This is a genomic window from Flintibacter hominis (assembly GCF_014287965.1).
GTDB lineage: Bacteria > Bacillota > Clostridia > Oscillospirales > Oscillospiraceae > Lawsonibacter > Lawsonibacter aceti.
In genome coordinates this window covers 492,508-505,588 of record NZ_JACOPO010000001.1, presented here as the reverse complement: position 1 = coordinate 505,588, position 13,081 = coordinate 492,508, and the positions used below count along the sequence as shown (strand labels likewise).

At 52.4% G+C, this 13,081-nt stretch carries 11 protein-coding genes and 1 pseudogene; 2 read left to right on the top strand and 10 right to left on the bottom strand.

All coding sequences use genetic code 11. From position 1 onward, the window contains the following. Positions 1 to 78 precede the first annotated feature (78 nt). Both H8S11_RS02415 and H8S11_RS02410 read left to right on the top strand, forming a co-directional pair. Complete coding sequence (locus H8S11_RS02415; RefSeq protein WP_186852051.1) at positions 79 to 513, top strand: tripartite tricarboxylate transporter TctB family protein; 435 nt, start codon at positions 79 to 81, stop codon at positions 511 to 513. Positions 514 to 525: 12 nt separating this feature from the next. Further along, on the top strand, positions 526 to 2,079 hold the full coding sequence (locus H8S11_RS02410; RefSeq protein WP_240287247.1) for a tripartite tricarboxylate transporter permease: 1,554 nt from the start codon (positions 526 to 528) through the stop codon (positions 2,077 to 2,079). Between the two features lie 260 nt (positions 2,080 to 2,339). Here H8S11_RS02410 and H8S11_RS02405 read toward each other — a convergent pair whose 3' ends face one another. The 10 genes and pseudogenes from H8S11_RS02405 to galT all read right to left on the bottom strand — a co-directional run bounded on the left by H8S11_RS02405 (position 2,340) and on the right by galT (position 13,080). Further along, a complete protein-coding gene (locus tag H8S11_RS02405; RefSeq protein WP_240287246.1) occupies positions 2,340 to 2,978 on the bottom strand; it encodes a nitroreductase family protein in 639 nt (212 codons plus the stop codon). Between the two features lie 3 nt (positions 2,979 to 2,981). Further along, a pseudogene (locus H8S11_RS14150) lies at positions 2,982 to 3,101 on the bottom strand (4Fe-4S binding protein); the annotation flags it as partial. A 91-nt stretch (positions 3,102 to 3,192) separates the two neighbouring features. Further along, positions 3,193 to 3,441, bottom strand: a complete 249-nt coding sequence (locus H8S11_RS02400; RefSeq protein WP_147572103.1) for a TIGR04076 family protein — start codon at positions 3,439 to 3,441, stop codon at positions 3,193 to 3,195. A gap of 83 nt (positions 3,442 to 3,524) precedes the next feature. Further along, complete coding sequence (locus tag H8S11_RS02395; protein WP_147572102.1) at positions 3,525 to 4,295, bottom strand: IclR family transcriptional regulator; 771 nt, start codon at positions 4,293 to 4,295, stop codon at positions 3,525 to 3,527. Between the two features lie 156 nt (positions 4,296 to 4,451). Further along, positions 4,452 to 5,834, bottom strand: a complete 1,383-nt coding sequence (gene allB, locus H8S11_RS02390) for an allantoinase AllB (RefSeq protein WP_207721878.1) — start codon at positions 5,832 to 5,834, stop codon at positions 4,452 to 4,454. Between the two features lie 23 nt (positions 5,835 to 5,857). Beyond that, positions 5,858 to 7,051, bottom strand: coding sequence for a Zn-dependent hydrolase (locus H8S11_RS02385; RefSeq protein ID WP_186852049.1), 1,194 nt, complete (start codon positions 7,049 to 7,051; stop codon positions 5,858 to 5,860). A 114-nt stretch (positions 7,052 to 7,165) separates the two neighbouring features. Further along, positions 7,166 to 8,605, bottom strand: a complete 1,440-nt coding sequence (locus H8S11_RS02380; protein WP_147572100.1) for a sodium:solute symporter family protein — start codon at positions 8,603 to 8,605, stop codon at positions 7,166 to 7,168. A 261-nt stretch (positions 8,606 to 8,866) separates the two neighbouring features. Then, positions 8,867 to 9,514: an aspartate/glutamate racemase family protein gene (locus H8S11_RS02375; protein WP_243200915.1), complete on the bottom strand. Its 648-nt coding sequence runs from the start codon at positions 9,512 to 9,514 to the stop codon at positions 8,867 to 8,869. Between the two features lie 264 nt (positions 9,515 to 9,778). After that, positions 9,779 to 11,317: an amidohydrolase family protein gene (locus tag H8S11_RS02370; RefSeq protein WP_147572098.1), complete on the bottom strand. Its 1,539-nt coding sequence runs from the start codon at positions 11,315 to 11,317 to the stop codon at positions 9,779 to 9,781. A gap of 272 nt (positions 11,318 to 11,589) precedes the next feature. Continuing rightward, on the bottom strand, positions 11,590 to 13,080 hold the full coding sequence (galT, locus tag H8S11_RS02365; RefSeq protein WP_186852047.1) for a UDP-glucose--hexose-1-phosphate uridylyltransferase: 1,491 nt from the start codon (positions 13,078 to 13,080) through the stop codon (positions 11,590 to 11,592). Position 13,081: the final 1 nt, after the last annotated feature.

The window sequence follows — 13,081 nt, the reverse complement described above, 5'->3', positions numbered from 1 at the left end:
GGCGGCGTCCCCCCAGGCGCATCCGCCTGGGGGACGCTGGCTTTGTGTCTTATATCCGCAAAGGGGAGGAGATCCTTGGTGAACAGAAAGGCAAAGCAGGACATTTTTGCCTGTATTTTGATTTACGCATTCATGTTGTTTTGTTTCATGCAGACCTTTACTATGAAGAGCGGTGCCGAAACTATGCCGCGGCTGATTTTGTCAGTGGCTCTGATATGTAATACAGCTCTTTTAGTCCGCACGGTAAGGCAATTAAAAAAGAATCCTTCCAACGAGGGATACACTTCTATCTCTGAAATCAAAGTCCCCATTCTGATGTTTTTGGGTGTCGTATTATATTGCGTCCTATTTAGCTTTACGAACTATTTTATTGCAACGGCGATTTTGATCCTCGTATTTATGCTAATTGAGAAAGTCAAGCCGCTTTGGTTGATTTTAACAATAGACGCCGTTTATTTAGTTTTTATTTACGTTTTGTTTGTAGTGGTACTGAAAGTACCTCTGTTGAAGTAAGGGGGCAAGCATATGTTTAACTTAATGGCGCAAGGTGCCGCTATGCTCACACAGCCCGACGTAATCGTTGCAATTATCGCCGGCACATTAGGCGGTATGTTTATTGGCGCTATGCCTGGATTGTCTGCCTCTATGGCAGTGGCGTTGTTGATTCCCGTAACCTTCGGTATGAGTGGCGAGGCAGGCATCACTTTGTTGGTTGCGGTTTATACCTCCGCAATTTATGGCGGTTCTATTACCGCATGTCTGCTCCACACCCCTGGCACTCCTGCATCAGCAGCCACCGCAGCAGATGGATTCGCGCTTACCCGCCAGGGCAAAGGACTCAAGGCAATTGGCACCTCCACCATCTGTTCGATGATTGGAGGAACAATTTCCGCAATTGCATTGCTGTTCATTGCGCCGGCTCTTTCCCAAGTCGCCTTGAAATTCAGCAGCCTGGAGTACTTTCTGATTGGGGTATTCGGTCTTACCATTATTGGGTCTTTGGCCGGCGATAACATGATGAAAGGGTTGCTCTCCGGTTGCCTCGGATTGATTATTGGCTGCGTGGGCCTGGATATCCAAACATCGGCCCCCAGATATTGCTTCGGTTTTTTAGAGCTTCAAGCAGGTATTAACTTAGTCCCCGCTATGATAGGCCTGTTTTCCATCAGCCAAGTCATGTTTTCGATAGAAGATGTAGTAAAAGGAAAATCTACCGTTCTGGATGAGAATGCCAAGAATTTGTCTGGCAGCCCGCTATTACCTTGGCGCGAATTCAAGCCGTTACTTCCCACGATTGCACAAAGCTCTATTATTGGCATTCTTGTTGGAATTTTGCCTGGTGCTGGCGGCGATATCGGCTCTTGGATTTCTTACAACACCGCAAAGAACTCCTCGAAGAATCCTGAACAGTTTGGACATGGCTCGCTTGTCGGTATTGCAGCATCTGAAACCGCCAATAACGCAGTCACCGGAGGTGCCCTGATTCCTCTCTTGACCTTGGGAATCCCCGGTTCTGGCGTGGCAGCTATCATGCTGGGCGGATTGATGATTAAGGGATTGAATCCCGGCTATAAGCTTTTTACTGATGCCACTACCGGTCCTATCGTCTATTGTATTATCTTAGCATTTGCAATCGCAAATATTTTAATGGGCGTTGCCGGATTGCTAGTATGTAAACAGGTAGTTAAAATTTCTACTGTAAAGATGACGATATTGGCGCCGCTGATTATCGCATTGTCCACTGTGGGCTCCTACGCTGTCCAACAGAGCATTTTTGATGTGTGGATTATGTTGATTTTTGGTTTTATCGGCTATTTCATGCGCAAGTACGGATTTGCTACGGCACCTGTAGTTCTGGCTATGATCCTAGGGCCAATAGCTGAAAGCAATTGGAGACAGACATTGGTCATCACGAAGCGTACAGGGCTATTCCAATACTTTTTGACAAGACCAATTTCCATGGTTTTGGTCGTGTTGATTCTTGTAGCATTGTTCAGCCCTGTATTGATGAAAATTATCAATAAGAAGGCCGCCCCTTCTGATCCAGACGTTTTAGCTGACACCGCTCATGAAGATTGATTCTCTGCGATAACCAGATACAGGATAGCAGAAGCATTCGCAACAATATTTTTCTTATAGAACATCGGCTTTTACATGTCAACCTCTGAATATATATAACTATATACCAAGAAGGTATAAGCATATAGGGCTGACGAAAGCAAAGAGTGTGCCGCCTGTGAAAACAGGCGGCACACTTCTTTTACGCATCAGGGTTTTGTTCCATCCATCTCCAATTATTAATCAGGATATGTCGCGGAGCTGTAGCGCTTCAGTCTCTACTATCGCCAAAAAACTTCCAGAGGATCCCTGGCCACAAGCCGTCTGAACTTCACATCAGGGTATCCGAAGATCATGCATCCACAGATTCGTTTTCCTTCCGGCAGTCCTATCAGCGCTCCAAACCGCTTCATATACTCCATTTGAGCGGTCAGCAGGCCCATCTGCCCACACCAGCAGGTGCCCAACCCAAGCGAGGGTGCCATGAGCGACAGAAATGTAAGAGAAAACTGGCTGTTCTCCTTCCATCGCTCGTGGTCCATATCTGCCAGAGTAAATATCAGCTGAGGCGCGCCGTAAAAAAGCGCGTCTGTCTTTTTCTCCTCCTGGACCAGTACAGGGCGCATGACACGGCTTCGCAGTGGAAAGTCCTCCGGCAAAGTTCTTGCGATCTCACAGTATAGTTGATTGATCTGTACCACTTTTTCCCGTCCGCTCACCACCAAATAGCTGATCCCCTGCGCATTCTTCGCGGTCTGAGGATAGCGTCCGGCATTGAGAAGTCTCTCTATGACATCTTTAGGGACCAGATCAGACCGATATCGGCGCACTGACCTGGGTGTCCGAAGGAAAGCCAGAGCCTCTTCCGGGGGCAGGACCAGAGGCTGTTCCGTCTGCAGGGGCGCATATGGATGTTCCATACAGCCGGTGGGACAGACCGCCGCACAATGACCGCAGCGGCTGCATCTGTCCAAATCAATCTTTACCCCATATTCTGTTTGCGTGATGGCATCCGCTTGTAGTACACATTCTCTATAACACATTCCGCAGGAGGGGCACTGTATTTCGTATGTTCTATCAGCTGCTCTGTTTCCCATTGTTTTCCTCTTTTCAGTCATTTCTGCACAGCGGATCTCAATCCAGGCGCATCACTTGGAATACGACGCTTTCGCCGCAGTCGGGACACTGAACCGGCGTCGGCTTTACACTTCCGCCCCGGCGGGCGGCATATACAAACGGATAAACGGCGTTTAAAGCCACAGCGCACAGTTCCGCGCTCTTTTCCTTTTCAATAAATGCGCCGCTGAAATAGATCTCATCCCCCGCCTGATAGTGGGGGCAGCCGCTCTCCAATACCACAATCTTTGTTTTATGGTCTTCCATGGCGATCCTCCTTTTGTGTTCTGGCCCTGAGCCGGGAAAATGGGTATGGGCCGTCCTGAGGCTAAGTAAAGCCGATAGGTCCTTTATACGATAGACAGCACCTCTTGGATCCTCTCTATCGACGCTTGCAGGGCGCGGCGCATCTGTTCACGGCCCTTATTGGTCATGCGATGCTCCTCCCCTACGATGCCCAAAGAGTAAATGATGCGTCCGTCCCGCCCAAACAGCGGCATGGAAATAGAGGAAACTCCCTCGTCCCGCTCGGAAGTAGATACACAGTATCCGGTTTCCCTAATCTTCTCCAATGTCTTAAAGAGTGCCTCCCGGCCTTCCTCTGTGATGTCAGGGCTGTCCAACTGAATTGCCTTTTCCTGCATCTCCTTAGGGAGATAGGCCAGCAGGACTTTCCCGGTGGAACCTTTGGTCATTCCGATGGCATACCCTACGTTGGAAGATATCTGGAGCGCATTGTTGGATTTTATTTTTGTGATACAGACCGCCTGATAGCCGTCTACCAGGCCGGTCAGGACAATATCCTCGTTAAACCGCTGCCCCAGCAGCTGCATCTCACGATAGATCATGTCGTCAATAGAAAACTGCTGACGGGAAACAGCCGAGAGGACGATCAGCTTCGCGCCAATCCGATATTTCCCATTTGGCGCGTCTTGGACTAGCCACCCTGTATGTTCCAGCGTTTTGACGATACGAAACACCGAGGTCTTATGCAGTCCTAACTCCTGGCTGATGTCGGTCACACCAAGATATTTGACATCTTTGACCCGATATAGATTCAAAATTTCTGTCGCCCGGACAATGGAATTGATATACTCACTTTCCTTCAGACTTTCCTTCATTTCCGCCCCTCTTTTTCATTTCATGTGAATATCCATTGATAGGATACCGCTTTGGATTATATCCTGTTTCTCTCCGGATTTCAACATGAACCGGCAGGATGCAGAGAGCCCCCGAGCAGTAGCCGGGGGCTCTTTGAGCAGGAAAGAGAGAATAAGTTATTTCTGGGGAGTAACCAACTGACCGTATCCGGCGCAATCTGGATCCACGACGCCGTCCTCCATCAGAACGCGGCCCCGCACCACCGTATAGTTCAGCTTGCAGCCCAACTCCCAGCCGTCAAAGATGCGGGCGGTCTCACGGGCTTTGCTGTAACTCTTGTTCCGGTCCACCACGGTAGTGTCGTTCATGTCAAATACCACCAAGTCAGCATCCGCGCCGGCACTAATGGTCCCCTTCTGGGGATAGATATTAAAGCACCGAGCGGGATTGACGCACAGCAGCTCCACCACACGCTCGATGGTGGTCTTTCCACGGGCGGCGGCATCCAGCATCAGCGGCAGACGCAGGTCCACGCCGGGGGCACCGCAGAATGCCTTAAAGATGTCCTCGTTCCCCTGCTCTTTCTCCGAGAGCAGGAAGGGGCCGTGGTCACTGCCAATAAAGTCGATGGTGCCATCGTTTACATAGTCCCACAGCTTCTCCACGGTCTCCTTGGGACGCAGCGGGGGGTTGCAGCGGGCAAAGGGACCATACTTCTCCAACGCGGTCTCATCCAACAGCAGGTAGTGGGGGCAGGTCTCCACAAAGACCTTCTGTCCCTCAAAGCGAGCCTTTCTGGCCAGCTCCATGGACTCCACTGTGGACATATGGGCCAGCTCCAGCGTGCATCCTGTCTCCTTGGCAAACATGATGAGCTTTGCTACGGTGGAATACTCCGTGATGGGAGGACGGGACTTACAGTGGTCAAGAGGCTTGGTGTGCCCTTCGGCCCGCATCTTGGCGATGTTATAGGTAATCAGGTCATTATTCTCCGCATGGGAGGCCATCATGAGTCCGGTCTTTGCGATTTCACGCATACCCACCAGAATCTCAGCGTCGTTGGCCATCGTCAGGCCCACGAATTCTTTCTCACGGCCCTCAGGCGCCTGGTGGAGGAAGGATTTATAGGCCACGATGCCCTCCTTGGCGATCTCGGTGATCTCCTCGGGGAACTCTCCGCCAGCCGCGCCGTAAAAGGCGTAGTCCACCACACATTTGTCTCGGGCGATATTCTTGCGGTTATCCAGGATTTCCTTGTTGTACTGAGGAGGCGTGGAAATGGGGTGCTCCAGGATGGTGGTGCAGCCGCCCTGTGCCGCGCTCATGGTGCCGGTGTAAAAGTCCTCCCGGTCATCATGTCCTGGGCTGCGGATGTGAACATGGGTGTCAATGCCACCGGGGATCACATACTTCCCCTCCGCTTCAATGACGCGCTTCGCCTCACCCAGGATGCCGCACTCAGCCACACAGGCAATCTTACCATCCTTGACACCTACGTCGCACTTTTTGAATACTCCATCTACATAGGTGAGGCCATTTTTGACCAAAAGATCCAGCATAGTTATCCTTCCTTTCCAATTTCTCAAAGATCTGTTTTATCCAGAGCTAACACGGTTTCATACAGGACGTCCGCGCCCAGATCGATGTGCTTCGGATCCGTCCATTCGTCTCCATGGTGGCTAATCCCCTTTACACTGGGCACGAACACCATCCCAATGGGGACCCCTTCGTGCGCCATGGGATTTGCGTCATGGCCGGCGCCGCTGGGCATGATGATATGGCTGATATTCAAGCGGGTACAAACATGGTCTATCGTATCAATCAGGGCCGGGTCACAGGGAGTGGAGTACTTTGCCACAGTGTTCACAAAAGTAAACTCACAGTTGGATATCTCCTTGGCCATCGCCTGGATATCTGCATAGAACTGATCTGTGACCGCCTTGTCCATGTGCCGCATCTCAAAGGTTGCGACTACCTCGTTGGGAATAACATTCTCCTGCCCTGGGGCAACAGAGAGCTTTCCTACGGTGAACACCAGGGTATCATCCAGCTCTCTGGCGCGGGCATCGGCCCCCACAATGAGCTTGGACATCCCTACCAGCGCATCCTTGCGGCTGGGCATCATCGTCGTGCCGGCATGGTTACTGATCCCGTGGGCGGTCACCTCATAGCGGACAACGCTGACGATCCCGCTCACGACGCCAATATCCAGCCCGGCGCTGTCCAGCTTGTCACCCTGCTCAATGTGGTACTCCAAATAACACCCATATTTATCCAAGTCCTTTTTGGCAGCTCGGACATTTTCCGGTTTCATTCCATACTTGGCCAGCCGTTCAGCATAGCCGGGAGCCTCCGCATCCACCATACCAGCCACACAGCGGCTTCCAAAAGTGCCCCCCAGAGGGCTGGATTCCTCCAGGTTAAAGCCCCAGATCTCCAGCGGATGCTTCAATGCCCGGCCCTGCTCCTTCAAGCGGTAAACCACCTCCAGCGCGCCAGTAACGCCCAGCATACCGTCAAAGACGCCGCCCTTGATCACCGTATCCAGATGAGATCCGAGTACAATGGACTTGGCCTCCGGGTCAGTGCCAGGGAGGATGCCATGCAGATTTCCAACCGGATCCTGCTCCGCTTTCATCCCCAGGGCCTCCATCCTCATTTTGACCTGCTCCAGGGCCTGGAAATACCCCTCTGACGCGCCAAGCCTCGTGATAGAACCGTCCTCATTCCGGCCGATCCCCCCGATCTCCTGGAGCATATCGTTTAACCGACTCATGATCACTGTCACCTCGTCTAACATATATCCTTCATCCCAGGTCCAGTTCCCCTAAGATGGTTTCTCTCAGCACCGGGATATCTCTGGAGATATCCCGGTGTCTGATTTCAAAAATTACTGTTTGCCAAACAGGTTCTCCATTACTTCCTTGTCGGCTGTATCATTTGCGCTGGCAGGCGTAATCCAGGAGGCGACCATGATGACCACGAAGCAGACGGCGCAAGCCGGCAGAGCGGGCATGATGCCAAAGGGCTGGTTCAGCGCGTACCAGATAACTGCGGTGACAAAGCCACAAACCGCGGCGATCATGGCGCTGATCTTGTTCGCCTTCTTATAGGCGACGCCCACCATAGTGGTGACTGCCAGGGCGGAACCCATCAGGGTAACGGCCTTCGCCTGGAAGGTCTGGATGGTATCATTGATGAAGAAGGTCAATACCACGCTGCCCACACCGAACACGATGGTGGACACACGGGACACCAGCAGCTCCTCCTTATCCGTCACGTTGCTCTTAACCTTGCAGTAGAAGTCGTGGGTAAAGGTGGTAGCTACTAGCAGCAACAGAGAGTCAGCGGTAGAAATGATGGCGGCGACCACAGCAGCCAACATCACAGCGCCCATCAGAGGAGTCACCTCGGACATAATCAGGGTGGTGAACACCGCGTCCTGCTTCTCAATGCCGGGATGGATCAGGATGCCGCACAGACCGATGATAGCCAGAGGCACATAGAACAGCAGCAGGCCGATGCCGGTGATGCCCTGGGACTTGGAGGCAACCTCAGGAGACTCAGCCGACATGAAGCGAGCCACGAACTGGGGAGCGCCAAAGTTGCAGATACCCCAGGTAATGACCCAAGACAGGGCGGTCATGGGCGGGATAGAGACACTGAAGCCCTGGACAAACTCCGGGTCAACGGCAGCAATGCCCTCGTTCATGGCGGTAAAGCCGCCCACACGGAACAGGAATTCTCCCGCGATGATCCACACGCCCACGATGATGACCAGCGCGCAGACCGTATCCGTCCAAGCCACAGCCTTCATACCGCCGATACAGGTAAAGACGATAAAGACCAGCAGCAGAATAACGCAGCAGGTAATGGTGCTCCAATCAACAAAGGACTGGAGCAGGATGACAGCGCCAGTGACCTGATTGGCCAACAGGGCAGTACAACACAGCACGACCAGCAGGGAGGCCGGAATAGAAAAGGCCCGGCTGTACCGCTTCTCAATAAACTCAGGCAGAGTATTGCATTCACTCTGACGGACCTTTCTGGCAAAGTAAATACAGGCCAGGAAGGAGGTCATCAGGGTTCCGGCGGCATTCCACCAGCCGGGCCAACCATTCAAGTAATAATAGCCCATATAGGACATAATGGAGGTGGCCGAAACAATGGTGGCAAAATAAGTGCCGGCCATGGGGATCTTACCAAGGGACTTACCAGCTACCATCCAGTCCTCGGAGCTTTTTACACCTCTGGAGATCATGATACCAATGATGGCCAAGCCAATCATGAACGCAACTGTGACCGCTAAGTAAATCGTGTTGTTATTCATCCCTTCTTACCCCCTTTCTTATCCTTTATGGAAACATAGACCAAGGGGAAAATCCCAAAAAAGAGATAAACAGCCCAGAGGAATATGCAGCTTCCAGAAACTCCCATGTTTCTTCATCCTTTCTGTTTGATACTGATTACAGGCTAAAATACCGGGAAATGGGCTTTTGCGTTATCTTATGTCCTCCTTTCTCAAGCAAACCGGGGTGCTCATTCCTTTGAACTCTATGCCCTCCTCTCCAAACGAGCTGCCCCACTCGGCCTATCCCAGAGTCTTTCTCTGATACTCCTTGTTATGAACCGCTCCATCCGCAAGGATCAGGGCCCATATCAGACCGTCAAAAACTGGTACATTCAGCTCTTGCTCCAGGGCGCTGTCCAGGCCGCTATAATTGGCACAGCCCAGCACGATGGCGTTAACTCCTGGGACCTGCAGAGCTTTTCTCCCTGCATCCAGCAGGTGCTCCTTCTCGTTCCCTCCGCTGACCACCACAGTCCTCAGTTCTTCTTCACAGTGGTATTTTCGGGCGAGGGCGAATTTTTTGGGAATGATCTTCTCAGACGGAGTAATCACCGCATATCCGCCATGCAGCATAGCCGCCATCCTCATCGATGCTTCGGCAATGCCAAAGACGGGCTTGCCACCGGCTACTTCCCGTACCAGGTCCAGATTTGGGTCGGCATGGCAGGCCAGGATAAAGGCATCATATCGCTCTCTCCCCGCCCGTACCGTGGCGATCAGTTCCATGGCAGAGGCCGCCTGGTCCTCATAGGTGACCACCAATTTGGGGGCTGTTCTCATGGACACCACGTCGAACTCTCCCCGGTCCTCCAAAAACGACTGTGCCGTTTTGGATAACACATCTGCCGTTTCCTGGTCGCTATTTGGATTGATGATCAACACTCTCATCGCTTTCACCTTTCCAATTCAATTTACACAATATTGAAACACATTTCTTTAAGTTGACGGCATAATCCACTCTGGGACCCATAGGCGTTCCGTCATTGTTCCAAATATATCTTGATGATAAATATGTCTTGTCCTGCTGTATCATGACAAATGTCGCAGGATATTGTGCTCTATTATGAATAGAGCACAAGTCAGGGGCCCCTGACTTGTTTTGCGGTTGTTTTACCGGTTCCTCCTAAACACAGGATCGTTTCCTCGTAGCAGTCAATTCCGGCTGTTGAAGTGATAAAATGGATCTAGCTCCACATTCTCCAGCCAGCTGTTGTACCAAGCCTGGTAATAGGGCCTAATACGCTCCAAAAAGGCCTCCCGGTCCAACTGGGCCTGAGTGCGTCCATGGCTCACCTGCTCCCGCACCTCCTGATAGAGGGCCTCCAGATCAATCTTCAGCAGCTTGCGGTGCTCCATAATCTTCTCTCCGCCTACGATCACCGTATCCGTATAGCGCCCCAGTCCGCGGCGCAGCACTACCTCTCCCATATCGAAGCCAGGCAGCATACAGGGCGCATTCAGAATCTCCTGAGTATTCACAAGAATCATATCGGCCTTCATACCTGGACGCAGGGCCCCGATCTCTCCGGCAAAGCCAGTGGGCCTAGCCCCGTTCACCGTGGCCAGCCGCAGGACCTCATAAGGGCTCAATGCCGGACACTCTGTGAGGGAAATACCAGCGTGTCGGTGGAGGAAATAGATCATCCTCATCTCCATGAAGGGGTCTTCGTCATCGTTGATCCCCTTCTCATCCATCCCCATGGCCACATTCATCCCGGCCTTCAGCATATAATAGACCGGCGCGATTCCATCCCGCATGATCAAATTACAGCTGGCGTGGTGGGTGACAAAGGCGTCTTTTTCCGCCAACAGAGCAATATCCTCTTCACTCAGGTAGACAGCGTGGCCCAGCACCAGGTTGGAGTCCACCAGTCCCAGATCATCTAGATGCCCTACCAGTGATTTTCCATATTTGCGCAGGCCAAAGGCCTTTTGGACCGGGGTCTGCAAACAGTGGAGGTGGATGGGTATCTTATGAAGCTGGTCTGCCCGCTCCTTTACACGCCTTAAGAACTCATCCGTAGACCCCTGGACCCAATTTGGCCCAAAAAAGATCCGGGTCTTTGCGCTATTATACTTCGAATATAGATCCTCAAAGGCCTCCATATACTCATCGACCGCCCGCTCCTGATCGATATATACCATGGGCTCGGCCTCTTGCCGCAGGTCGGGCGGCAGTGTCTTTAGAAATTCCCGGTCGTCGTAGGCTAGCACGTTCTTATTTCGCACACCGGGGGAAAAACCCAGTCGGATACCAGTCGTTTGATACCCTTCTATCTTTCTGGCACACGTCTCTTTCAGATGAGGGTCCAGCGCCGCCCCACTCTCGTTATGGTGCAGGGTTGTGCAGCCATTTTGGATATGACGCACCGCGTTGAGCATAGCCGTGGTTTCAGGCTGGAGCTGAAAGGCTGTGGCAAATTTCAAAAGGGCGTTCTCCAGGTAGTCCAGCGTGACGCCCCTCTGTACATAGGACAGGCCGGCGCCATGGGTATGGGCGTCAATCAGACCCGGCATGAGGATCTGGGTGCCGTCCCCAGCTACATCCTCCTGAGGATACCTCCGGTGCAGGTCTTCATAAGGGCCAATCTCCCGAATCGTATCCTGACAAATTAGGACAGCGGCATCCTCTTGAAATACAGATTTGCCGTTTGCTCCATCCGTAAGGACATATTTTCCTCTTACCAGCATAACAGCTCCTCCTGTCCTTTGAAAATTCACAATATCAGAACATATTTCATGTATATGTCTATAATAGCCATTTTTTATAAATTTGTCAATGGATTTTAAGTTAGATTTTCTTTTAAACACCAATAATTTCCATTTAGGAGGCTTTAAGTTTCAAAATTGTGAACAGGAGTGAAGTGCAAATTAGAGATATAGCAGCTTGGGCGCCAGGATATCTAAAAATAAAAACAGGGCCCACAGCTATCTCTGCTGTGGGCCCATATCGATTCATTTGTTCAGATGGTCTTCAGGAATCTTAAGAAAGCCTCTCTGCCCTCGTTGGACCGCTTATACACTCCGGCATGCTCCAGTACCTGGGCAAAGACCAGTCCGGTCTCCCTCTGGACAATGTCCAGAGCATTTTCCCGTGTGATAGTATATTTTGTCTGGAATCTCTCCGCCCAATCCGCGTGCTTTTCTGTCAGCGCGCTGGCCCGCAGATCCGAGCCGGAGACCAAGCTGTCGGCTACGGCCGCAAGCTCCTCCTTCAGCCGGGCGGGAAGGACTGCCAGCCCCATTACCTCGATCAGGCCGATATTCTCCTTCTTGATGTGGTGAAGCTCGGCGTGGGGGTGATACAGCCCCAGGGGATGTTCCTCTGTAGTCAGATTGTTCCGCAGCACCAGATCCAGCTCATATTTCCCGTCCCGCATCCTGGCGATAGGCGTAATCGTATTGTGGGGAACACCCTCCGTCTCGGCCAAAATAGCGGCCGCCTCGTCGGTATATCCCCGCCAAGCTGTGAGTATCCTGTCCGCCAGCTCCACCAGACGTCCGCTGTCCTGACAGGCAAGACGAACCACGGACATGGGCCATTTGACGATGCCGGCCTTCACATCCTCAAAACCCGGGAAGGCGAAGGGCGTTTCCACGGGTGCCTTCTCCATAGCAAAGGTATAGCGCCCACCCTGGAAGTGGTCATGCGCCAGGATAGAGCCGCCCACAATGGGCAGGTCGGCGTTGGAGCCCACGAAGTAGTGGGGGAACTGCCGGACGAAGTCCAGCAGCTTTCCAAAGCAGGCCCTATCGATCTTCATGGGTGTGTGGACGCTGTTCAGGCAGATGCAGTGCTCATTGTAGTACACATAGGGGGAGTACTGCAAAAACCAAGGAGAATCATTAATGGTGATGGGAATGATGCGGTGGTTCTGCCGGGCCGGATGGTTCACCCGGCCAGCATAGCCCTCGTTTTCGGCGCATAGCTGACAGCGGGGATAGTTGGAAGCGGGTAGATCCCGGGCAGCCGCGATGGCCTTTGGATCCTTCTCCGGCTTGGACAGGTTAATGGTGATGTCCAGCTGGCCGTATTCTGTGTCCGTCTTCCACTGCATATCCTTCGCGATGCGGTCCCGCCGGATATAGTTGGTGTCCTGACTCAGCTCGTAATACCAGTCAGTGGCCTTTTGGGGAGCCTCACGGTACAGCGCCTGGAACTTGCTGATGACCTGAGCAGGCCGGGGGGTGAGCCGCCCCATAAGCTCAGTGTCAAACAGATCCCGGTAGACAACAGAGTTCTCTGTCAGTACGCCCCTGGCGTATGCGTCGTCCAGCAGCTCCTCCAGCACGGGAGCCAGCTCGATTTCTCCCCACTCCTGTCCAGGGTCGGTGTAGCTGTCCAGCTTGAGCGTATCCAAAATCGTGTTTACCGCCCAGAGGTACTCGCTCTCTTCGATCAGCCCAGTGCGCAGGGCATAGACAGCCAGTTTGGAAACAGCGGCGTCGATCATG